This is a genomic window from Sphingopyxis sp. (genome assembly GCF_035944815.1).
Taxonomy (GTDB): Bacteria; Pseudomonadota; Alphaproteobacteria; order Sphingomonadales; family Sphingomonadaceae; genus Sphingopyxis.
In genome coordinates this window covers 211,568-234,072 of the sequence record NZ_DASZAU010000010.1, presented here as the reverse complement: position 1 = coordinate 234,072, position 22,505 = coordinate 211,568, and the positions used below count along the sequence as shown (strand labels likewise).

Annotated in this window: 22 protein-coding genes and 1 tRNA gene; 13 read left to right on the top strand and 10 right to left on the bottom strand. The window is 65.3% G+C overall.

Features of this window, described 5'->3' with window-relative positions; genetic code table 11:
- Window positions 1–11 precede the first annotated feature (11 nt).
- Entirely contained in the window at window positions 12–992 is a 981-nt protein-coding gene (locus VGU00_RS16020) for an acyltransferase (RefSeq protein ID WP_327470274.1), read from the bottom strand.
- Between the two features lie 112 nt (window positions 993–1,104).
- On the opposite strand from VGU00_RS16020, the gene VGU00_RS16015 reads away from it, so the two are divergent.
- Window positions 1,105–1,181: transfer RNA gene (locus VGU00_RS16015), tRNA-Pro, on the top strand.
- Between the two features lie 9 nt (window positions 1,182–1,190).
- Here the strand turns inward: VGU00_RS16015 and VGU00_RS16010 are convergent.
- From VGU00_RS16010 to VGU00_RS16000, 3 genes are all read right to left on the bottom strand, one after another.
- On the bottom strand, window positions 1,191–2,429 hold the full coding sequence (locus tag VGU00_RS16010; RefSeq protein ID WP_327470272.1) for a DUF2235 domain-containing protein: 1,239 nt from the start codon (window positions 2,427–2,429) through the stop codon (window positions 1,191–1,193).
- Between the two features lie 55 nt (window positions 2,430–2,484).
- Window positions 2,485–2,814: a hypothetical protein gene (locus tag VGU00_RS16005; protein ID WP_327470270.1), complete on the bottom strand. Its 330-nt coding sequence runs from the start codon at window positions 2,812–2,814 to the stop codon at window positions 2,485–2,487.
- Between the two features lie 204 nt (window positions 2,815–3,018).
- Window positions 3,019–4,437, bottom strand: a complete 1,419-nt coding sequence (locus VGU00_RS16000) for a M20/M25/M40 family metallo-hydrolase (protein ID WP_327470268.1) — start codon at window positions 4,435–4,437, stop codon at window positions 3,019–3,021.
- 130 nt (window positions 4,438–4,567) lie between these two features.
- Here VGU00_RS16000 and ettA point away from each other — a divergent pair, with 130 nt between their 5' ends.
- The 3 genes from ettA (at window position 4,568) to VGU00_RS15985 (ending at window position 7,040) form a co-directional block, all read left to right on the top strand.
- Window positions 4,568–6,247 carry an energy-dependent translational throttle protein EttA gene (ettA, locus tag VGU00_RS15995; RefSeq protein ID WP_327470266.1) on the top strand — a complete coding sequence of 560 codons (1,680 nt, stop codon included), beginning with the start codon at window positions 4,568–4,570 and terminating at the stop codon, window positions 6,245–6,247.
- Window positions 6,248–6,252: 5 nt separating this feature from the next.
- Window positions 6,253–6,699: a PaaI family thioesterase gene (locus tag VGU00_RS15990; protein ID WP_327470264.1), complete on the top strand. Its 447-nt coding sequence runs from the start codon at window positions 6,253–6,255 to the stop codon at window positions 6,697–6,699.
- Window positions 6,700–6,872: 173 nt separating this feature from the next.
- The gene (locus VGU00_RS15985) at window positions 6,873–7,040 is read left to right on the top strand and encodes a hypothetical protein (RefSeq protein WP_327470262.1); all 168 of its coding nucleotides are present in this window, start codon (window positions 6,873–6,875) and stop codon (window positions 7,038–7,040) included.
- 15 nt (window positions 7,041–7,055) lie between these two features.
- Here the strand turns inward: VGU00_RS15985 and VGU00_RS15980 are convergent, their stop codons facing one another.
- From VGU00_RS15980 to VGU00_RS15970, 3 genes are all read right to left on the bottom strand, one after another.
- Complete coding sequence (locus VGU00_RS15980; RefSeq protein ID WP_327470260.1) at window positions 7,056–7,757, bottom strand: DUF899 family protein; 702 nt, start codon at window positions 7,755–7,757, stop codon at window positions 7,056–7,058.
- 92 nt (window positions 7,758–7,849) lie between these two features.
- Window positions 7,850–8,428, bottom strand: coding sequence for a hypothetical protein (locus VGU00_RS15975; RefSeq protein WP_327470258.1), 579 nt, complete (start codon window positions 8,426–8,428; stop codon window positions 7,850–7,852).
- Window positions 8,429–8,441: 13 nt separating this feature from the next.
- Window positions 8,442–9,080 carry a carbonic anhydrase gene (locus VGU00_RS15970; RefSeq protein WP_327470256.1) on the bottom strand — a complete coding sequence of 213 codons (639 nt, stop codon included), beginning with the start codon at window positions 9,078–9,080 and terminating at the stop codon, window positions 8,442–8,444.
- A 62-nt stretch (window positions 9,081–9,142) separates the two neighbouring features.
- Between VGU00_RS15970 and lipA the strand changes: the two genes are divergently transcribed.
- The gene (gene lipA, locus VGU00_RS15965) at window positions 9,143–10,087 is read left to right on the top strand and encodes a lipoyl synthase (RefSeq protein WP_327470254.1); all 945 of its coding nucleotides are present in this window, start codon (window positions 9,143–9,145) and stop codon (window positions 10,085–10,087) included.
- 7 nt (window positions 10,088–10,094) lie between these two features.
- A complete protein-coding gene (locus tag VGU00_RS15960) occupies window positions 10,095–10,574 on the top strand; it encodes a type II toxin-antitoxin system RatA family toxin (protein WP_327470252.1) in 480 nt (159 codons plus the stop codon).
- Here the strand turns inward: VGU00_RS15960 and VGU00_RS15955 are convergent.
- Window positions 10,517–11,074 carry a CinA family protein gene (locus VGU00_RS15955; protein ID WP_327470250.1) on the bottom strand — a complete coding sequence of 186 codons (558 nt, stop codon included), beginning with the start codon at window positions 11,072–11,074 and terminating at the stop codon, window positions 10,517–10,519. The genes VGU00_RS15960 and VGU00_RS15955 overlap by 58 nt on opposite strands.
- Before the next feature lie 3 nt (window positions 11,075–11,077).
- Window positions 11,078–12,256 carry a 2-C-methyl-D-erythritol 2,4-cyclodiphosphate synthase gene (ispF, locus tag VGU00_RS15950; RefSeq protein WP_327470248.1) on the bottom strand — a complete coding sequence of 393 codons (1,179 nt, stop codon included), beginning with the start codon at window positions 12,254–12,256 and terminating at the stop codon, window positions 11,078–11,080.
- 97 nt (window positions 12,257–12,353) lie between these two features.
- Here ispF and dusB point away from each other — a divergent pair, with 97 nt between their 5' ends.
- The 7 genes from dusB (at window position 12,354) to hflX (ending at window position 21,607) form a co-directional block, all read left to right on the top strand.
- Window positions 12,354–13,352 carry a tRNA dihydrouridine synthase DusB gene (dusB, locus tag VGU00_RS15945; protein ID WP_327470246.1) on the top strand — a complete coding sequence of 333 codons (999 nt, stop codon included), beginning with the start codon at window positions 12,354–12,356 and terminating at the stop codon, window positions 13,350–13,352.
- A complete protein-coding gene (locus VGU00_RS15940; protein WP_327470244.1) occupies window positions 13,349–14,440 on the top strand; it encodes a two-component system sensor histidine kinase NtrB in 1,092 nt (363 codons plus the stop codon). The genes dusB and VGU00_RS15940 overlap by 4 nt, the downstream gene beginning before the upstream one ends.
- Window positions 14,437–15,855, top strand: a complete 1,419-nt coding sequence (locus VGU00_RS15935; protein ID WP_327470242.1) for a sigma-54 dependent transcriptional regulator — start codon at window positions 14,437–14,439, stop codon at window positions 15,853–15,855. The genes VGU00_RS15940 and VGU00_RS15935 overlap by 4 nt, the downstream gene beginning before the upstream one ends.
- Window positions 15,856–15,965: 110 nt before the next feature.
- Window positions 15,966–18,239, top strand: a complete 2,274-nt coding sequence (locus tag VGU00_RS15930; protein WP_327470240.1) for a sensor histidine kinase — start codon at window positions 15,966–15,968, stop codon at window positions 18,237–18,239.
- Entirely contained in the window at window positions 18,229–19,608 is a 1,380-nt protein-coding gene (locus VGU00_RS15925; protein ID WP_327470238.1) for a sigma-54 dependent transcriptional regulator, read from the top strand. Before VGU00_RS15930 ends, VGU00_RS15925 begins: the two co-directional genes overlap by 11 nt.
- A 62-nt stretch (window positions 19,609–19,670) precedes the next feature.
- The gene (hfq, locus tag VGU00_RS15920; RefSeq protein WP_414713556.1) at window positions 19,671–20,231 is read left to right on the top strand and encodes an RNA chaperone Hfq; all 561 of its coding nucleotides are present in this window, start codon (window positions 19,671–19,673) and stop codon (window positions 20,229–20,231) included.
- Window positions 20,232–20,248: 17 nt separating this feature from the next.
- Window positions 20,249–21,607, top strand: a complete 1,359-nt coding sequence (hflX, locus tag VGU00_RS15915) for a GTPase HflX (RefSeq protein ID WP_414713555.1) — start codon at window positions 20,249–20,251, stop codon at window positions 21,605–21,607.
- Here the strand turns inward: hflX and mazG are convergent.
- Window positions 21,576–22,358, bottom strand: a complete 783-nt coding sequence (mazG, locus tag VGU00_RS15910; protein WP_327470414.1) for a nucleoside triphosphate pyrophosphohydrolase — start codon at window positions 22,356–22,358, stop codon at window positions 21,576–21,578. The genes hflX and mazG overlap by 32 nt on opposite strands.
- Window positions 22,359–22,505 lie beyond the last annotated feature (147 nt).

Below are 22,505 nucleotides of genomic sequence, written 5' to 3'. Positions count from 1 at the left end.
GGCAAGGGCGGTCAGGTGAGTGCTTCGATCGCCCTGCGGCGCGGCATGGCGGCGGCCATCGCGCGGCGCACCGACGGGAACAGCGCGGCAGTGACCAGCGCCGCAGCCAGGCTGAGCGTCCAGTGCCCGCCGAGATTCTTGACGAGCATCATCGCGGGCACATGAACGGCATAAAGCGGGAAGGAAAGCGCGCCGGCCACGGTCAGCATTGGCGACCAGCGCGAGCTTGCGGGAAAGCGGAGGCCGCCCGCCACGATCATCGGGCAGGCGACGGTGATGAAGAGCAGGTTTGCGACCCACGAGACATCGGCCATCAGCATCGATGCGCCGAAAAACAAGGGCATGGCGAGGAATGCGAAGCCCGGCGAACAGGCGATCGCGGGCTCGTCGCGCCAACTGCGCCAGAGGATGATGCCGATCGTGTAGGACAGCAAGACGCGCGGCAGGCCGAACAGGAAATTGTCGGGCCGCGAGCCCACATCGAGACCGTCGGTGCGGCCGCCGAGGACGAAGATGACGCCGGCGATGGCCGCAACGGCGAACAGGGTCCGCGTGCGCAGTCGCTGCAAGACGAGGACGTGGACCAAATTGGCCGCCAGCTCGAAAAGGATCGACCAGGCCGGGACATTGAGCGGAAAGGCGAGAATACCGACGAACCAGGGAATGAACAGCAGGTTGAGCAGCATCGGCAAGACATCGCCGGCGGGCAGCAGCGTCCACGCTTCGACCGCACCGATCAGCCCGCCGACCGCCATGGTGGGCCAAAGGCGTCGCAGGCGGCTCGCCATGAATGTCGCGGCGGCCGACGAGCCTTGCCAGCGTGTCTCGTAGGTGCGGGCCATCACATAGCCGCTGAGCATGAAGAAGAAGTCGACCGCCAGAAAGGCGTTGCCGCGCGAGGCGTCGAACATCAGGACATGAAGATGATATCCGAGCACCGCAAATGCCGCGATGCCGCGCAAACCGTCCAGTCCTGTCAGTCGATCCCCCATCCGCGTCTCTTAGGCTGCGAGCAGAAAATTTCCGTTAAGCATGCCGCAAGGCAGGCATGCCATCGTTTCCGCTTGCCCTTTGAGAGGGCGAAACCTAAGGCGCCCGCAGCGTCGGGGAGTGGCGCAGCCCGGTAGCGCGCTTGCTTTGGGAGCAAGATGTCGCAGGTTCGAATCCTGTCTCCCCGACCATTTTCCTCGCTATTCCTTATCCTTCGCGGGCATTTTTGCGCGTCTCGATCGCGTTCTTGGCGGGGGCACCGGTGCGATCGCCACGCCGGTCCGTGCATCGACGGCCCCGTGCAGGCGGGCCGGATCGACTTCCAGTCCGGCGGCCCAGCGGGCGAGGTCGATCGGGCGATAGTCGGGCAATTTGCGCCAGCGATCGAAGACGCTGCCGTCGATCGTTTCATTGGCGGTCAGCCAAGACCCTTTGGCATCGTGCGCCGCGGGCGCGGCGATCCGGCGATGGAAGCGCCGCCCGAGTTTCAGGATCGGGTAAAGCCCGCGCAGGAACGCACGAAAACTGTCGTGGATCGGGGCCGCGATCTCATAGCCCGTGGGCACCACATTGCCGCGATAGGCAAGGCCGAGCGCGCCCGCCTTTTTCATCAGCCAGGCGAGCGGCAATTGCGGCATGTCGTCGCCGCCGATCCCGCCCCCGACATTGGCATGTGCCCCCGCGAACCAGCGTTGCTCGACGATCGTCGGGCGCACACGGCGTTTGCCGGGCGGGTCGGGGATCGCGGGGGTGAAGCGCGTCCAGAGCGTCGGGGCGAAGGCCGCGCGATGCTCGTCGAGCGCGAGCGCGTGATAGGCGTGCTCGAATATCGCCGAAAGCCGCGTGTTGTGGAACCCGAAGCGCCGGCGGCTGAGGCCGCGGATATTGCCGAAGGGAACGCCGAGCGCGCCGACGGTGTCCCACACCCCGATCATCTTGATCGGTACGCGGCGCGAATGGCGCAGCAGGCGTTTTTCCTGCGGCGGCAGGTCCTTCGTCTGGTGAAGTTCGACGAAGGAAGCCGCCTTCGCGTCGAGCCGATAGCGTTCGTAGAGTTCCTCGACCGACAGCGGCGATCCGGGGCGCAGCAACCCGCAGCGGGCGATCATCCCCGCGACGCTGCGCGCGGTGAAGGCGCCGCGGCTGAAACCGAACAGGAAGATCTGGTCGCCCTGGTCATAATGACCCATCAGCCAGCGATAGGCGCCAATGACATCGCGATCGAGCCCGTGGCCGAGGATACCGCCGCGGATCTTCTCGCCGCGCGGCGTCCCGACGCCGGCGGTATAATAGCAAAGCTGCGGAATACCTGCCGCATCCCTGGACGCGATGAGCTGGCTGAGCCGCCAGACGCTGGTATTGTCTTCGGAACTGTTCCAGGTGCCGTCGAGCAGGAGGATGAGGCGCTTGCCGGGCGTCGTTACGGCTGATTTTCCCATCGTGCGGCACTCTCCCGTTCGGCCGGCGACGGTCTCTCACATCCCGATGACCCCATCAAGGCACCGGCGCCCAAAAAGCGGACGCAAAAAAAAGCGGCCTTCCCGAAGGAAGACCGCTCTTTTTCGTTTCAGTCATTGCCCCGAAGGGCTGCGACTTACTTCTTTTCTTCAGCCGGGGCAGCAGCCGGAGCAGCTTCAGCCTTGGCGGCGTCAGCGGCCGGGGCAGCAGCAGCGTCGGCCGGAGCAGCAGCTTCGGCGCCAGCAGCGGCAGCGTCGGCACCAGCGGCAGCGGCTTCGGCGCCAGCAGCAGCGGCGTCGGCGCCTTCTTCAGCAACCGCTTCAGCGGCCGGAGCTTCGGTGGTGGCTTCTTCAGCAGCCTTTTCACCGCAAGCGGCGAGGGCGAACATGCTGGCAGCAACGGCGATAGCAGCAAACTTCTTCATGATGTGTGGGCTCCCTAAAATGCCTTTCGCGTCCCGGAAACTTTCCCGTTCCGCGAGCGGCGGGATTTAGCCGTTCCGCATGAATCGTCAACAAAAATAATTGAGATGGTCGGCGCGCGCGGAAATCTGTCATTTCTCCGTAACAGTCACGGAAGCTCGGACTCCTCGCTATCGGCGAGAATCGCCAGAACCGCCGACCAAACCACAACATTCTGCCGCAATTGTGCGGGATCGATCTTGTCCAAAGTATCGTCGGGCGTGTGGTGAATGTCAAAATATCGTGTCCCGTCCTGTGCCAGATCGACCGCGGGAACGCCCGCCTGAACGAGCGCTCCGATATCGGCGCCGCCGTTTGCCGGCTGTTTTCCGCGGACGACCCCGAAAGGCGCCACGGCGGCGGCGAGACGATCCGCAAGCCCCTTGGCGCTGTCGGGCAGTTTGAAGTCGATCCGCCACACACGGTCGGCGCCGAAATCGGATTCGAGCGCGACGGCGTGCTTTTCCGTGCCATGCTTTTCGAAATAGGCCTTGCCGCCGAATACGCCGACCTCTTCGGCGCCCGCCCAGAGGATACGGATCGTCCGGCGCGGCTGGCCGGCGCTCATCACATGTTTCGCCGCGGCCGTGACGATGCCGCAGCCTGCGGCATCGTCGATCGCGCCGGTGCCGAGGTCCCAGCTGTCGAGGTGGCAGGCGATAATCACGGGCGAGGCGGCGGGATCGCTCCCCGGGACTTCGGCGATGACGTTGCCCGAATGTTTCGTGCCGAGATTCTGCGGCGTCAGGACGAGCTTCATGCGCAACGGCTCGGCGACATAGCCCAGCGCGGTTTCGGTCTTGCGCATCTGCTGCGCGCGTTTCCACTGGCGCACCAGCTGGTCGGCGTCGGGGTTCGAGATCGCGCCGGCCGGGATCGGCTTCACGCCCGCTTCGAAATTGGTGCCGCCGGTGTGCGGATTGCGATGATCGTCGGTCCCGATCGCGCGGATGACGGTTGCGATCGCGCCTTTTTTCGCGGCGATATTGGCGCCGACGAAGCGACCGCGACCATAAGCGCCATAGCCGCTGCCGTCCTGCGCGGGCGCCATCTGGTGATCGATGAAGACGATCTTGCCCTTCACCAGATGCTCGGGCGCGGCAACCAGCGCGTCGAAGCTTTCGAAATAGGCGATGTCGCCCTCGATCCCCTTGGGGCCGGTCGAAGCACTGGTGCCGAGTGCGGTGATCGCGAGTTTCTGCGGCAGGAAGGGGCTGGTCAGCCAGGCCTGTTCGTCGCCGCGCACCCACACCGGCATGTCGAACTGTTCCTCGCGGACGTTGGCGAAGCCCATCGCCTGCAATCGCGCGACGGCCCAGCGCCGTGCCGCCGCTTCGGATTCGGTCCCGGCCATGCGTGGCCCGATTTCGGTGGTCAGATCCTCGGTGATCGCCCAGGCGATATCTTCGCCGCGCTGCGCCAGTTCGGCGGCGCCCGGCGGCGGCGGGATGGAGGCCGAGGCGCTGGCGGTGGCGAGGAGGAGGGTGGCGAACCCGGCGAGGCGGGCAAGGGGAAGCGAGGCTGTCATGTCGCCGTCGTAACGGTACGCCTCGCCCGCGCAAGCGCCGATTGCCAACCGCGCGCCCATTCGCTAACCGGCGCGCAACATTTCTCCCGGCCGCCCCCGCGCGGCCCAGCCAGACTCCGGAGCATTTCCCATGGCCGCCCAATATAGTTTCGTGATGAAGGGTCTGACCAAGACCTATCCCGGCGCGCAAAAGCCGACGCTCAACAATTTGAGCCTGCAATTCTACCCCGATGCCAAGATCGGCATCGTCGGCCCGAACGGCACGGGTAAATCGACGCTGATGAAGATCATGGCGGGCATGGACACCGAATTTTCGGGCGAGGCCTGGCCGGGCGAGGGGATCACCGTCGGCTATCTGGCGCAGGAGCCCGAACTCGACCCGACCAAGACGGTCAAGGAAAATGTCATGGATGGCGTCCGCCCGGTCGCCGACATGATGGATCGCTTCAACGAGATCAGCGCGCTGATGGCCGACCCGCCCGCCGACGCCGATTTCGACGCGCTCATGGAAGAAATGGGCACGCTGCAGGAAAAGATCGACGCGGTCGACGGCTGGACGCTCGACAACCAGCTCGAAATCGCGATGGAAGCGCTCCGCTGCCCGCCGGGCGACTGGGGCGTCGAAAATCTGTCGGGCGGTGAAAAACGCCGTATCGCGCTCACCCGCCTGCTGCTCGAAAAGCCCTCAATCCTGCTGCTCGACGAACCGACCAACCACCTCGACGCCGAAAGCGTCGCCTGGCTCGAGAAGCATCTCGTCGACTATCCGGGCAACGTCATCCTCGTCACCCACGATCGCTACTTCCTCGACAATGTCGTGAACTGGATCCTCGAACTCGATCGCGGCCGCTATTTCGTCTACGAAGGCAATTATTCGACCTATCTCGAAAAGAAGGGCAAGCGCCTCGAACAGGAAGCGCGCGAGGACGCCGGTCGCCAGAAGGCGATCAAGGACGAGCTCGAGTGGATCCGGCAGTCGCCCAAGGCGCGTCAGGCCAAGTCGAAGGCGCGTATCAAGTCGTTCGACCAGCTGGTCGAAGCGCAGGAAAAGCGCACGCCCGGCAAGGCGCAGATCGTCATCCAGGTGCCCGAACGCCTCGGCGGCAAGGTGATCGAGGTCGAGGGCATTTCCAAGGCCTATGGCGACAAGCTGCTGTTCGAAGACCTCTCCTTCTCGCTGCCTCCCGGCGGTATCGTCGGCGTGATCGGTCCGAACGGTGCGGGTAAGTCGACGCTGTTCAAGCTGATCACCGGGCAGGAAACGCCCGACAGCGGCAGCGTCGCGATCGGCGACACCGTTCGCCTTGGCTATGTCGACCAGAGCCGCGACGCGCTCGATGCGAACAAGAATGTCTGGGAAGAAATCTCGGGCGGACACGAGTTGATGAACATCGGCAAGCACGAGATGCAGACGCGCGCCTATGTCGGTGCGTTCAACTTCAAGGGCGTCGACCAGCAGAAGAAGGTCGGCCAGCTGTCGGGCGGTGAACGCAACCGCGTCCATATGGCGAAGATGCTGAAGCAGGGTGGCAACGTCCTGCTGCTCGACGAACCGACCAACGACCTCGACACCGAAACGCTCGCCGCGCTCGAAGAAGCGCTCGAAAATTTCGCGGGCTGCGCGGTGGTCATCAGCCACGACCGCTTCTTCCTCGATCGCCTCGCGACGCACATCCTTGCGTTCGAGGGCGACAGCCACGTCGAATGGTTCGAGGGCAATTTCGAAGCCTATGAGGAGGACAAGATCCGCCGCCTCGGCGATGGCGCGACGCGCCCGCACGCGACGTCGTACAAGAAGCTGACGCGCTGACCGGCATGGCGGGGGAGGCGGCGCCCATATCGTCGGGCGCGATCCGCATGGATGCGGACGCGCTCAACGGCTTTCTGGAAGCGGCCTTTCCGCATTCCGAACCTGGTTCGCGCGGACATGTCGTGTCCGCCGCGCCGGGGTTTGTGCAAGCGCGGATGGATCCGACCGACAAGGCGCTGCGTCCCGGCGGTCTGATCTCCGGTCCGACGCAGATGGGCTTCGCCGACATGGCGGCCTATGCGCTCGTCCTCGCGCATATTGGCCCCGTCGCGATGGCGGTGACGAGCGCGCTCAATTACCAGTTCCTGCGCCCATGCCGGCCGGGGCCCCTCTTTGCCGACGCCCATATGCTGCGCCTCGGCAAGCGGCTGGCGGTAATGGATATCCGCATCTGGACCGACGACGCCGACAAGCCCGTCGGGCAGGCGAATGTGACCTACGCGATCCCCTGAGATAGCCGATCCCGGATCGGTGCGGGTCGGCGGAAAACGGGCAGCCGCCGCCTGACCGAACCGGTTCCGTTCGTCGCGGCTGTGAGGCAGGTCACTGAAATATCTTAATGCCATGCAACCATGTCATGCCCCCGCGTGTTCGGCGGCTGGGCGATAGGGTCAACCCTTGCGGAGTGCATATCATCGAACCGAGAATCTGGATCGGCTACGGGCTGATCATCCTCATGGTCGCGGCCATCGCGCTAGCGACCGCCTATTTTCGCTATAACTCGCCCCAGCAAAAGGCGCGGCGCTCCGAACTGCGCGAACGCGAGCGCTATCAGGAACGCTTTCCGGGATAGCGCACCGTCCGGCGATCAATAGTCCAGCGACGGATACCAGCCGGTCCCGCGCCCGCCCGGCGTCAGGTCGAGGATGTTCCATAGACTCGCGATATCGGGCGCATCGCGCGGGTCCTGCCCGGGATCGGCCATGTCGGCGGTCATGTCGCTCTTCCAGAACAGCCGGACCTCGCTTCCGCTCCTCTTGAACACCGCAAGCGCGGGATTCTCGCTGCCATCGGCGTTGAGCAGGCGAAAGTCCCGCGCATAATCGTCGCCGACCAATTGAACGAAATCGAGCGCCTGCCAGCCGCGCTCGTCGGCAAAGGCCTGCTGGCGTTCGACGGGGCTCCGGCCGAGGACATGGAATGCGACGCGCCGCTTGATGTCGTTGACGTTGCCGTCGACCGAACCCAGCCAGTTGGTGCACATCGGGCAAGGCCGGTCGCGTTCGGGTCCGTACATCCAGAAATAGGCGACCAGCGTGTCGCGGCCACCGAACAGGTCGGATAGCCCGAGTTCGATCCCCTCGTTCAGCCTGAAGCGATAGTCCTTCATCAGCGGCCCGGGCGGCAGCGCCCGGCGCTGCGCCGCGACTCGGGTTATCCTGCGCCGCAGGTCGATTTCCTCCGCAAGCAGCGACTTGCGCGCCCTTGTATAGGATTCGTCTTCGCCGGGAAAAGCATGTCTGCGCGAAGCAAGCGCCGGCGCAGCCAGCGGGGTTTGGCGAAGGGCCATCAAATTCTCCTTTTTGCAGGAGAACGTGCCGTTAACGCCATTGTTGCACTTATGTTTCGCCGCTGCCCGCAGCTATGGGGCGTTTCGTCGCCTCAGGCGGGCGGCACTTCCCACAGCATCAGCTTGGTAGCCTCGACATTCTCGCGCGCCTTCGCGCCTTCAAGCCGGGTAAGCTTCGCATCGCCCTTGAGCGCGCTCATTTCGAACATCGCGTCGATCACGACGACCTCGCCGGCACCAACCTCGATCTCCATCGCGCCGGCGTTGGCCATGATGCCCTTGGCCATCGCGGCGTGCAGTCGGTGCGCGCCCGGCGCGACGTCGGCCATCAGCATCTGGCCCGATTTGATCTGGCCCTTCGCATTGTCGTCGAGGACGACATTCATTCCCTGCAGCGCGGCGACGAAACCGCGGCGCGTGATATAGATGCGCGCCTTGCCTTCGGGCGCGCGCATCGCCCGGGCGTCGGCGAGCGCCGCCGTGTCGGCCTTTTTACCCGACTTGTTGGCCGACAGCGACCAGACGATCAGCCCGACGATTGCGACAAGGGTAACGACCGAAAAGGTCAGCATCGCGCCGGTCGAAAGCGATTGCGCAAGAGCGGGGCCGAGGAACGCTCCGACGATCGCCGCGACAAAGATCATCGTCACCCAGAATGTATTCTTGCTCATCTCGCCCTCCTGTTCAGGCGGGAGAAAATTCTCCCGTCGCGTCGTCCATGAGGTGCAGGACCCCGTCGCCGATTGCGAAGAATGCCCCGCGCAGCGTCAGCGCCCCGCGCCGTTCCTTTTCCTGAATGCAGGGAAAAGTTCTGAGATTGTCAATGCTTACTCGCACAGCCGCCATTTCCATCGCCCGCCCGGCTTCGCGGGTGTCGAGGTCCGCGTGGCTGCTCCGCACCGTTTCGCTGGCCTCGTCGAGCATCGCGATCCAGTCGGCGATGAAGCCGCCACGTCCCGGTTCCGCGCCTTCCATCGATTTATGGAGTGCGGCATGACAGCCTCCGCAAAGGCCGTGGCCCATCACTACGATTTCCTCGACCTTCAGGAACTGGACGGCAAATTCGAGTGCGGCCGAGACGCCGTGACGTCCGGGCGTTGTTTCGAATGGCGGCACCAGTGCGGCGACGTTGCGCACGACGAAAATCTCGCCGGGGTTGGTGTCGAAAATCTGCGAAGGTTCGGACCGGCTGTCCGAACAGGCGATCACCATCACTTTCGGCGATTGTCCTACCGCAAGCTGTTCCCAGCGTTCGCGTTGCTGTGCCCAGCCGCCGTTACGGAAACGGCGGTATCCATCGATCATGTCTGCAAAGTGAGTCATGGACGCGCCTTAGCATAGGTAGAGAGGTTGAGAAGAGGCGCGTGCACGACTATGTGGGCGCCATGAACGCTCCCGCATCGCCCGTACAGCCCGCGTCGACTCCCAGCCAGCGCGCGCGCAAGCCCGACTGGATCCGCGTCAAGGCGCCGACCAGCCCCGGTTATGCCGAAACGCGCAAGCTGATGCGCGAGCTCAACCTGCATACGGTGTGCGAGGAAGCGGCGTGTCCGAACATCGGCGAATGCTGGACCAAAAAGCATGCGACGGTGATGATCCTCGGCGACACCTGCACCCGGGCCTGCGCCTTCTGCAACGTCAAGACCGGCATGCCGCGTCCGGTCGACCCGCTCGAGCCCGAGCATACGGCGATCGCGGCGGCGAAGATGGGGTTCAGCCACATCGTCATCACCTCGGTCGACCGCGACGACCTGCCCGACGGCGGCGCGAGCCAGTTCGTGAAGGTGATCAACGCGCTGCGCCGCGAAACGCCGCAGACGACGATCGAAATCCTGACGCCCGACTTTCGCAACAAGCCCGAGAGTGCGGTCGCCGCGATCGTCGATGCACGGCCCGACGTGTACAACCACAATCTCGAAACCGTCCCGCGGCTCTATCCGACGATCCGCCCCGGCGCGCGCTATTATGCGTCGCTGCGCCTGCTCGAAAGCGTCAAGCGCCGCGATCCGTCGATCTTCACCAAGTCGGGCATCATGCTCGGCCTCGGCGAAGAGCGGATGGAGGTCCACCAGGTGATGGACGACATGCGCAGCGCCGACATCGATTTCATGACGATGGGCCAGTATCTCCAGCCGACGCCGAAACATGCGAAAGTCGCGGAGTTCGTGACCCCGCAGGCGTTCGATGCCTATGCGCAGATCGCGCGCGCCAAGGGTTTCCTGCAGGTAGCGTCGTCGCCGCTGACCCGCTCGAGCTACCACGCCGGCGACGATTTCGAACGCATGCGGGCGGCGCGAGAGGCGCAACTGGCGCGCGTCAAGGCGGACTGACCAACCTTTGCCGCGGCATCACGAAACCCGCGTCCTGCCGTATAGCGACGAGCAGATGTTCGCGCTCGTCACCGATATCGAGCGCTATCCCGAGTTTTTGCCCTGGGTGATCGCGCTGCGCCTGCGCAGCGACAGCGAGCATGAAACGGTTGCCGACATGATCGTCGGCTTCAAGGGGCTGCGCGAAAGCTTTTCGTGCCGCGTCCACAAACAGCGCCCGGGCGAGGTGGTGGTGAGCTACATCGACGGGCCGATGAAGCATCTCAACAATGAATGGCATTTCCAGCCCGCCGACGGTGGCGGCTGCCGGGTCGATTTCATGGTCGATTTCTCGTTCCGCAGCCGCATGTTCGAGGCGCTCGCGGGACAGATGTTCGACAAGGCGCTGCGCAAGATGATCGCGGCGTTCGAAACGCGCGCCGACGAACTTTACGGCGCCGGTAGCGCGATATCCTCCGACGGCCGCAACCCGTCCTTTTCGGGCTGAAGCAGGTCGAGCGCGAACAGCGTCGCGGCCTGGCGGATGCTGGCGCGGTCGCCATCTTCGAACTGCACGCGCTGGGTGAAATAATCGTCGGGATCCTGCCCGCGCAGCGCGCGGGCGAATACCACCAGTCCGACCGGCTTTTTCTCCGACCCGCCGCCGGGGCCGGCGATGCCGGTGATCGCCACCGCGACGTCGGCGTCGCTGTTCGCCAGTGCTCCCGCGGCCATCGCCCAGGCGGTCGCCAGCGACACTTCGCCAAAGGTTTCGATAATCTCGCTGCTGACGTCGAGCTGGGTCTGCTTGGCATGCGCCGAATAGGTGATGAAGCCCCCGGAAAACACATCCGAGCTGCCCGCTATGTCGGTCAGCGCCACGCTCACCATGCCGCCGGTGCAGCTTTCCGCGACTGCGACCTTGCGGGCGACGGCGCGGTTGTTGGCGAGGACGCTCGTAGCGAGTTCGTCGCGCGCGGCGAGGCGCGCTTTTTCGACAGACTGCAAGGTTCAATTCTCCGGAAGTTTCAAGGTTGCGACGGCCTGGGCCGCTATCCCCTCGCGGCGGCCGGTAAAGCCCAGCCGCTCTGTCGTTGTCGCCTTCACACTAACCCGTTCGAGGGGAATCGCAAGGATTTCGGATATCCGCGCCCGGATCGCCGGCCGGTGCGGACCGATTTTGGGCGCTTCGGCGATGATTGTCAGGTCGACATGATCGATCCGTCCGCCGCGCGCCGCGACGCGCCCGGCGGCAAAGGCGAGGAAGCGGTGCGACGCGGCGCCGCGCCATTGCGGATCGCTCGGCGGGAAATGGTCGCCAATATCGCCGTCGGCGAGCGCGCCGAGGATCGCATCGGTCAGTGCGTGAAGCCCGACGTCGGCATCGCTATGGCCTTCAAGTCCATGACTATGTGCGATTTCTATCCCACCGATCCACAGCGGTTTGCCTGTCACGAGGCGGTGGACGTCATATCCCATGCCGACCGCGGTTCGCGTCATCGTGCCAATCCCCAATAGTCCCGCGAGGATCGCCATATCCTCGGCATATGTCAGTTTGTGGAGCCGTGCGTCGCCTGGCATCGCCACCACTGCAACCCCCAGCCGGCGCACGAGCTGGGCGTCGTCGGTCGCGGCCACGCCGGCGGCCCCGGCGTGCGCGCGGCGCAGCGTGCCGAGGCGGAATGCCTGCGGCGTCTGGACGCGGGCGAGCGCACTGCGATCGACCACGTCGCCGGCCGCATTGCCCGATTGCGCGACGAGCGTGTCGGGCACCGGCAGGGTCGGGATCGCAGCGTCGGCGTCGTGCAAGGCCGCCAGCAGGCGGTCGACGACGTCGGCGGTCAATCCCGGCCGCGCGGCATCGTGGACGAGGACGAGCGCGTCGTCCCCCCAGTCGGCGAGCGCGGCGAGCGCATTGCCGACCGAATCCTGCCGTTCCGCGCCCGGGGCGGCGGAAATCCAGCCACCGGGCAGGGGGGCAATCGCCGCTGTGACGTCGTCGTCCGCCACCATCACGCCCGCCGAAATCGCATCATGTCCCGCCAGCGCATCGAGGCTCCAGCGCAGGACCGGTTTGCCGCCGAGCGGTTCGAGCTGTTTCGGGCGGGCGAAACCCGCGCGCGTTCCCCGGCCGCCAGCGAGGAGTATCGCCGCGACGCGCGGGGCAGGGGAAGGGGCGGACTCGGACATCAGCCGCGCCGGTTAGCGCAGCCGCGCCTTGCGGGAAAGCGGCTTAGCGTGTAGGGGCTGCACAAAATTTAGGCAATTCGAACGAAAGCTCCCCGCCATGGCGCCGCTCAGGCCCATCCAGATCGGCAATATCACCATCGCGGATCCCGTGATCCTCGCGCCGATGACGGGCGTCACCGACCTGCCGTTCCGCAAGCTCGTCCGCTATTATGGCTCGGGGCTCAACGTGACCGAGATGATCGCAAGCCAGGCCGCGATCCGCGAGACGCGCCAGTCGATCCAGAAAGCCGCCTGGGACCCGGTGGAAGAGCCGGTGTCGATGCAGCTCGTCGGCTGCACGCCCTATGAAATGGGCGAGGCGGCGAAGCTCAACGAGGATCGCGGCGCGTCGATCATCGACATCAACATGGGTTGCCCGGTGCGCAAGGTCACCAACGGCGATGCGGGTTCGGCGCTGATGCGCGACCTCAAGCTCGCCGCGGCGCTGATCGAAAGCTGCGTGAAGGCCGTATCGGTCCCGGTGACGGTCAAGATGCGCATGGGCTGGTGCCATGACAGCCTGAACGCCCCCGAGCTCGCGCATATCGCCGAGGATCTGGGGGCGAAGCTCGTCACCGTCCACGGCCGCACGCGCAACCAGATGTACCGCGGCGAGGCCGACTGGGGTTTCGTGCGCAGCGTCAAGGATGCGGTGTCGATCCCGGTGATCGTCAACGGCGACATCTGTTCGGCCGACGATGCGAAGACAGCGCTAGCGCAGAGCGGCGCCGATGGCGTCATGATCGGGCGCGGCGCCTATGGCCGCCCCTGGCTGCTCGGGCAGGTGATGGCGGCGCTGCGCGGCGAGGCCGAACGCCCCGACCCCGGCCTCGACGAACAATATGACGTCATCACATCGCATTACCGGGCGATGATCGACCATTATGGCGAGATGACCGGCGTCAATATGGCGCGCAAGCATCTCGGCTGGTACGTCAAGGGACTGCACGGCTCGGCCGAGTTCCGCAACAAGGTCAACCAGATCCCCGACAGCAAGGGGGTCCTCGATGCGCTCGAAGCCTTTTACGGCCCGCATCTTACCAAGGCCGCTGCGTGAGCGCTCTGACGTCGAGCATCCCGAGCTTCGACCATGACGAGCTGATCCAGTCGCACCCTGTTCCGACCCTGCTGATCGATGGCGGGGGCGTGGTATTGTTCGTCAACGCCGCCGCCGAACAGCTTTGCAACATGAGCCGGTCGGCGATGGTCGGGCGCGTCGTCCATGACGTCATCCATATGGACCGCAACTATCGCCAGCGGATGAGCGACGCCGCGACGTCGGCGCTTTTCGCGCATCGCACGGAGATTTCGGTGGGCGGGCGCAAGGCGGTCTTCGTCGACATGCAGATGGTCCCCTATGGCCACAGCGGCCATCGCATCCTCGCGCTGGTGCCGTCGCAGAGCGATTCCGAACTGATGGGCGGCGCGATCGGGCGGTCGGGCCGCGCGGCGGGCGCGGCCGCATCGATGCTGGCGCACGAGATCAAGAACCCGCTCGCCGGGATCAAGGGCGCGGCGCAATTGCTCGCGCGCAAGACCGACGCGGCGGGCGAACGCTTCACGACGCTGATCTGCGCCGAGGTCGACCGCATCGCGACGCTGATCGACCAGATGGAGCATTTCTCGCGCGGGCAGCCGATCGCCTGCGGTCCGATCAACCTGTACCAGCCGATCCACCAGGCGATGGAAACCGCGCGCGCGCGCCAGTTCCCCGGCGTCCGGTTCGCCGAGGATTTCGATCCGTCGCTGCCACTGGTGCACGGAAACCATGACGCCATGGTGCAGATATTGCTCAACCTCGTGACCAACGGATGCGAGGCGCTCGGCGGACGCGACGATGGCGTCGTGCGGCTGACCACCGCGTATCGCCACGGCCTGTCGATCGACAATGGCGACGGGCGCGGGCGGATCGCGTTGCCGATCGAGGTCAGCGTCAGCGACAATGGTCCCGGCGTGCCCGCCGATATCCGCGGCGACCTGTTCGACCCGTTCGTGACGACGAAGCGCGAAGGGCGGGGGCTTGGCCTTGCGCTGGTCGCCAAGCTGGCGCGCGACATGGGCGGGACGGTCCAGCATATCCGCGACGGCGACTGGACGCGCTTTCGCGTCCACCTTCCCGTCGCGCAAAAGGGACGATCGGCATGAGCAAGGGCAAGACCATCCTGCTGGTCGAGGACGATCCCGCGATCGCGATGATCATCCGCGAAACGCTGGTCGGCGAATGCGCACATTTCGCGTCGGTCGCGAGCATCGCCGAACGCAACGCCTGGCTCGCCGACAACCGTCCCGACCTCGTTATTTCGGACGTCGTCCTGCCCGACGGCGACGGCATCGACTCGCTGCCCGGGGCGGGCGTCGACGCCGGCACACCGGTCATCGTCCTGTCGGCGCAGAATACGCTCGACACCGCGGTGCGCGCGACGGGGATCGGCAGCTATGATTATCTGCCCAAGCCGTTCGACCTCGACGAATTGACTGCGAGCGTCCGCGCCGCGCTCCAGCGGCGTGCCGAGCCGGCGGTCCGGGCCGACCCGGCACAGGCCGACAGCCATGGGCTCGTCGGGCGCGCGCCTGCGATGCAGGCCGTGTACCGCACGATCGCGCGGCTCGCGTCGAACGACCTCGCGGTGCTGATCCTCGGCGAATCGGGAACCGGCAAGGAAGTCGTCGCGCGCGCGATCCACGCCACGGGCCTTCGCCGTGCCGGCCCGTTCGTCGCGATCAACATGGCCGCGATCCCGCGCGAATTGATCGAGGCCGAGCTGTTCGGGCACGAAAAGGGCGCCTTTACCGGCGCGCACAGCCGCAACGCGGGCCGCTTCGAACAGGCGGCGGGCGGCACGCTGTTCCTCGACGAAATCGGCGACATGCCGCTCGAGGCGCAAACACGCCTTCTGCGCGTGCTGCAAAGCAACGAATATTCGACCGTCGGCGGCAACCAGGCGCTGCGCGCCGATGTTCGCGTGATCGCGGCGACGCACCGCGACATGCGCACACTCGTCGCCGATGGCCGGTTCCGCGAGGATCTGTTCTACCGGCTCAACGTCATCCCCGTCACATTGCCGCCGCTCCGCGACCGGCGCAGCGATATCGCGGCGCTCGTCCGCCATTTCGTCGAGACGGGGCGCGCTTCGGGACTACCCGACCGCCAGTTCGCCCCCGCCGCGATGCAATGGCTCGAACGCTACGACTGGCCGGGCAATGTCCGCGAGCTGGGCAATGTCGTCCAGCGGCTCGCGGTGCTGTCGCGCGATACCGTCGTCACGGTGCGCGACGTCGAGACCGTGCTGCACGAAAGCGGCGAGGGTGGCGGCGCGGTCGAACCCGCAGTGCTTATCGCCCGCGCGGTCGACGACTGGGCGCGCGAACAAATGGCGGGCCCCGCGGGCGACGGCGATATCCACGAACAGCTCGAATCGATCGTCGAAGCGGCGCTGTTCCGGCGGGTCCTGCGCGACGTGCGCGGCAACCAGCTCGAAGCCGCGCGACGTCTTGGCATCAACCGCAACACGCTGCGCAAGCGGCTCGGGCAGCTCGATATCGACCCTGCGCACCCCTGAGGGCGACGATAAACCCGGAATCGGGGCATTTGGGCGACACGCGCGCAAATTGTGTGTTTTCTATGCAACAGGTTTGTCGTAACGCAGCAACAATGGCGCAATCCTCCTCCTTGGCTTTCGATATGGATTCGGACGGTCAGGAAGTGCGCTCGGGCTTCTGGCGCTTTGCGGCGCCCGAATATTACACGCTCGCCGTGATCGTCAGCGTGGCGGTGGCCACCTACATTTTCGTGACCGGCGATGCGCAGAGCGAACGGTTGCTGACGCCCGCGCTCGTCGCTGCGATCATGGTTGCCAACCTCGTACCCGCGATGGCGCTGATCGTGCTGATCGGCAGCCGCGTCGCGCGCGCGCGCGCGGTCCGGTCGATGGCGGGAGGCAACGGCCGCCTCCATGTCCGGCTCGTCGCGCTGTTCTCGCTGATCGCAGCAGCGCCGACGATGCTGGTCGTCATCTTTGCCTCGCTGCTGTTCCAGTTCGGCGTCGACTTCTGGTATTCGGACCGCTCGCGCGGCATGTTCGAAAATGCGGCGAACCTCGCGCAGGCTTTCTATGAAGACAGCCAGCAATCGGTGGGTGCGAACACCGTCGCAATGGCGAAGGATCTGGGCGGGTATCTCGACCGGTTCCCGATCGATAGCAGTTCCTTTTCGGATGCGTACCTGCAGCAGGTGGTGGTTCGCGAACTGAATGAATCGGCGATTATCGAAATCGGGTCCGACGGTATCGCCCGCACGCCGGTGATGATCGACCCCGACAATCGGGCCGCGGAGGCGCGGATCTCGCCGGCAATGGTGGCGCAGCTAAATGCCGGCGAAAATGTCATCGTGACCCGCCAGAGCGACCGGATCGAGGCGGCGACGCGCGTTCCCGGACGGAAAAATGCCTATCTCTACGCGTCGCGCGACGCAAATTCGCTGGGGCTGCAACAGTTCGAGCGCGCGAGCACCGTGCTTGCCGATTATAATGCGCTGTTCGAGCGGTCGCAGCTCCTGCAGTTGCAGTTCAACGGGGCATTGTATCTCGGTTCATTGCTGTTGCTCGCGCTCGCCGTGATCGGCGCGATCGTTGTGGCCGATCGGATCGTGCGACCGCTCGGGACGCTTGTCGGTGCCGCAAGGACCGCTGCGGGCGGCGACCTGTCGGTGCGCGTTACGCCGTCGACGCGTAACGACGAAATTGCCGTACTGACGGTGGCGTTCAACCGCATGACCGAGCAGTTGCAGGGGCAGACCGGTGCGCTCGTCAGCGTCAACGAACAGCTCGAGGCGCGGCGCAGCTTTATCGAGGCGGTGCTCAGCGGCGTGTCGTCGGCGGTGGTTTCGGTCGATGCCGACCATCGCATCCTTCTGGCGAATGCCGCGGCCGAGCGGCTGATCTGCCAGTCGGCCGAATGCCTGACCGGGCGCCCGCTCGAGGAGGTCGCGCCCGAACTTGCGCGGCTGCTGACCGGCGACGAACGCGAAGGGATCGTCCAGCTCGCGCGCAACGATGCCGAACCCGCGACGCTTGCGGCGAAGGCGGTGGCGCAGGGCGACGGCTTCGTCCTGAGTTTCGAGGATATCACCCAGCAATTGCTCGACCAGCGCCGCGCTGCCTGGTCCGACGTCGCGCGGCGTATCGCGCACGAGATCAAGAACCCGCTGACGCCGATCCAGCTCGCCGCCGAACGGCTCCAGCGGCGCTTCGGCGACAAGGTCGAGGGCGATGCCGCGACCTTCCGCAAGCTCACCGACACGGTGATCCGCCAGGTTCACGACATGCGGCGGATGGTCGACGAATTTTCGAGCTTTGCGCGCATGCCGAAACCGACCTTCGGGGTCGAGGATGTCCGCGACATCCTGCGGCAGGCGGTGTTCCTGTTCGAGGTCGCCAAGCCCGATATCGTCTTTGCGATCCGTACGCCCGACGAAATCGAACCGCTCGTCTGCGACCGCCGCCTGCTGTCGCAGGCAATGACGAATATCGTCAAAAATGCGGTGGAAGCAATTGAAGAAAAGACGAAAAATTCGGAAGAAGTGCCCGTCGGTCACGTTGATGCCGAGCTCGCGATAGCGCCGGGCGGCGAATTGCTGATCCGCGTGACCGACGACGGCATCGGGCTTCCCGAGGCGCGCGACGCGATCGCCGAACCCTATATGACGACGCGGCAGGGCGGCACCGGGCTCGGGCTCGCGATCGTCAAGAAGATCGTCGAACAACATTATGGCGAACTGGAATTTTCCGACAATCCGGCGGGGCAGGGAACGCGCGTGACGCTGACGCTCCACCCCGACCGGTTAAGGCCGCTGGCCGGACGTGGCGGGGAAGCCGGCTTGGGACAAGGTGAATCGGTTCCCGGACGCATCCGGAACCGGCAGGACAGAGAAGATCATGGCGCTTGATATTCTGATCGTCGACGACGAACGCGACATCTGCGACCTCGTCGCCGGGGTCATGGAAGACGAAGGCTATGAGGCGCGAACCGCCTCCGACAGCGATTCGGCGCTCGAAGCGATCCGCCAGCGGCGCCCGTCGCTCGCGCTGATCGACGTCTGGCTCCAGGGATCGCGGCTCGACGGGCTGGGGCTGGTCGAGGCGATCAAGGCGTTCGACCCGACGCTGCCGATCATCGTCATTTCGGGGCATGGCGGGCTCGACACCGCGGTGGCGGCGATCCGCCGCGGCGCGTTCGATTTCATCGAAAAGCCGTTTGAGGCGTCGCGCCTGCTCCACCTCGTCGCGCGCGCGACCGAGAGCGAGCGGTTGAAGTTCGAATATGAGCAGCTGCGCGAAAAGGCGGGGCCCTCGGACGAACTCACGGGAACGAGCGCAGCGATCAACAATGTCCGCGCGACGCTGAAGCGCGTGGCGGGGACGGGAAGCCGCGTGCTGATCACCGGCGCGCCGGGCGTCGGCAAGGAGGTCGCCGCGCGCGTGCTGCACGGCTGGAGCGGGCGGCAGAATGCGCCGTTCCGCGTCATTTCCTCGGCGCGTATGGATCCCGAAACGGTCGAGACCGAATTGTTCGGGTCGGAAGCCGAGGATGGATCGATCCGCGTCGGGCTGCTCGAACAGGCGCATGGCGGGACATTGTTCCTCGACGAGGTCGCCGACATGCCGCTGACGACGCAGGGCAAGATCCTGCGCGTCCTCACCGACCAGAGCTTCGCGCGCGTCGGCGGGCGCACGATGATCCGCGTCGATGTGCGTATCATTTCGGGGTCGGCGCGCGACCTGATGACCGAAATCGCCGAAAGCCGCTTTCGCGAGGATCTCTATTACCGGCTCAATGTCGTGCCGGTGCATATCCCGCCGCTGCGCGAGCGGCGCGACGATATCGCGAGCCTGTGCGACCATTATATCCGCCGCTACGCCGCCGACCGCCGCGTCCCGCCGCCCGAGATCAGCTCGGAAGCGATGGCGGCGCTGCAGGCGCATGAATGGCCGGGCAATGTCCGCGAACTCAGGAATGTGATCGAGCGCGTGATGATCCTCGCGCCGAGCGACCGGCTGAGCCGCATCGATGCCGACATGCTGCCCGCCGAACTTGTGCGCGGGGGGACCGATATCCTGCCCAATTCGGAATCGATCACGGCGATCCCGCTCAAGGAGGCGCGCGAGAATTTCGAACGCGAATATCTGCGCATCCAGATCAACCGTTTTTCGGGCAATATCTCGCGCACGGCGAGCTTTATCGGGATGGAACGCTCGGCGTTGCACCGCAAACTGAAACTTTTGGGCCTTACCGAGAGTTCGGACGGCGACGGCTGATGGCTTTGCGCTAGACGTTCCGTATACTTTGCCGCATAGTGCGGCGCTCAAGAAGGTCAAAGATGCCGGGGCTACCGAGCATCGAAACGCGGCTTCGCCGCCAAGAACAGGAGGCAAATATGTCCGATAAGAATCAGAATCTCCAGGATCTTTTCCTCAACGCCGTCCGGCGTAGCAAGACCCCGGTGACCATGTTCCTGGTCAAGGGCGTCAAATTGCAGGGCATCATCACCTGGTTCGACAATTTCTCGTTGCTGCTTCGCCGCGACGGGCAGTCGCAGCTTGTCTACAAGCATGCGATTTCGACCGTGATGCCGTCGCACGATTTCGATCTGGCGCTGCTCGGCGACAATCTGCGCGATGCGCCTGCCGGCAAGGGCAAGGCATTGCAGGATGTGTTCCTGAACGCGGTACGCCGTTCCGACGAATCGGTGACGATGTTCCTCGTCAACGGCGTGATGCTGCAGGGCGATATCGTCGCGTTCGACCTGTTCTGCATGCTGCTTGAGCGCGAGCGGCAGGTACAGCTTGTCTACAAGCACGCGATTTCGACGGTTCAGCCGAACGGGCCGATCAACCTGACCGATAATGGCGAGGCTGACGGCGAGACGGACGACGCCTGATCGACCCGCCAAAAAACTTGATCGCCGACAATGAAGACGAGGTAACGCGCGGCGCCGCCGCGCTTGTCGTCGTGCCCGAATGGCATAGCCAGCACCTCGCGCGCGACCTCGACGCGCGCGCCGAGGAGGCGAGGGGGCTCGCGCTCGCGATCGGGCTCGACGTCGTTGCGGTCCATACGCTGCGGCTGCGCCAGACGCGCGCGGCGACGCTGCTCGGCGTTGGCCAGATCGAGGCGATCGCGCCCGACATTGCGGCGAAGGGCGTCCAGCTCGTCGTCGTCGATGCCGCGCTCAGCCCGATCCAGCAGCGCAATCTCGAAACCGCTTTCGGTACCAAGGTCATCGACCGCACCGGCCTGATCCTCGAAATCTTCGGCGAGCGCGCCGCGACCGCCGAGGGGCGATTGCAGGTCGAACTCGCGCATCTCGACTATCAGGCGGGGCGGCTCGTGCGCAGTTGGACCCACCTCGAGCGTCAGCGCGGCGGTTTCGGCTTCCTCGGCGGCCCCGGCGAAACGCAGATCGAGGCCGACCGGCGGATGATCCGCAACCGCATGGCGCGCATACGGCGCAGCCTCGAGGATGCGCGCCGCACGCGCCAACTCCAGCGCTCGAAGCGCCAGCGCGCGCCCTGGCCGGTCGTCGCGCTCGTCGGCTATACCAATGCCGGAAAATCGACTTTCTTCAACCGCTTGACCGGAAGTGACGTCATGGCAGAAGACATGCTCTTCGCGACGCTCGATCCGACGATGCGCGAAATCGGGCTGCCGGGCATCGAAAAGGCGATCCTGTCGGACACCGTCGGTTTCGTGTCCGACCTGCCGACGCAGCTGGTCGCGGCTTTTCGCGCGACGCTCGAGGAGGTCACGACCGCCGACCTGATCGTCCATGTCCGCGACATCGTCCATCCCGACAGCGAAGCGCAATATGACGATGTGCGTGCGATATTGGACTCGCTCGGCGTCAATGGCCCGCAGGACGATGGGGAGGGCGATGCCCCCGCCGCGGTTCCGCAGATCGAAATCTGGAACAAGATCGACACCGCCGATGCCGATGCGCGCGCGGCGGTCGAGGAGATGGCGGCGCGGCGGCCCGACGTCGCGGTCATTTCGGCGGTGACGGGCGAGGGCGTCGAAGCCGCGCGCGTCCTGATGGCGTCGCAATTGACCGCGCAGCACAAGGTGCAGCGCATCTATCTGAGTTACAGCGAGGGTGAGGCGGCGGCGTGGCTTCACGCGCGCGGCGAGGTTTTGGCCGACGAGCCGCAGGACGAAGGCCATGTGCTGACCGTCCGGCTCGACCCCGCGGACAGCGCGCGTTTCGAGCGGTTATGGCCGGCGAGGGTCAGCCCCCCTGGAGACGTTCCGCGGCCTTGACCGCGATCCAGTGATCTTCCTGCACATCGAGTGACAGCCCGGCCAGGCTGCCGCCGGCGCGCTCTTCCATGGCTGCAAAGCGCCGCGCGAATTTCAGATTGGCATCGCGGAGCGCGCTTTCGGCATCGATGCCGAGCTTGCGGGCATAGTTGACGACCGCGAACAGCAGGTCGCCGACTTCTTCGTGCCGCTCGGCATCGTCGGTTGCCGCGGCAACCTCGGCCAACTCCTCGTCGATCTTTGCACGCGGCGCGTCGGTATCGGGCCAGTCGAAACCGACGCGTGCGGCGCGGCCCTGCAGCTTTTGCGCGCGCAGCAACGCGGGCAAGGACAAGGCCACGCCGGCGAGCGCGCTCGTCGGTCCGTCGACGGCGCGCTCGGCTGCCTTGATTTGTTCCCATTGCTGACGGACATCGTCGGTCTTGCCGTCGCCGAAGATATGCGGGTGCCGGCGTTCCATCTTGTCGCTGATCGCATTGGCAACATCGTCGAAACTGAACAGGCCTTCGTCGGTTGCGATCTGGCTGTGAAAAACGACCTGGAGCAGCAAGTCGCCAAGCTCGTCACAAATCGCCGCCGGATCGCCATTCGCAATGGCATCCGAAACCTCATAGGCTTCCTCGATCGTATAGGGCGCGATCGTCGCGAAGCTCTGCGCCAGATCCCATTCGCATCCGCCGTCGGGATTGCGCAGCTGCCGCATGATGGCGAGCAGGCGGTCGACGGGGGAGAGCGTTGCGGTTTCGGTCATGGTCTGGATCAACTTTGGAACGAGGCTCTTTCGGGCCGGATGGAAACGAGCCGGGGCAGTGTGCGGGCGCCGGGATAATGCAATGCTGCGCTGGTTCAAAGGGGGCTGTTGATAACAAGGGAGGAAAAGGCTGCAGGCGCGCGCGAT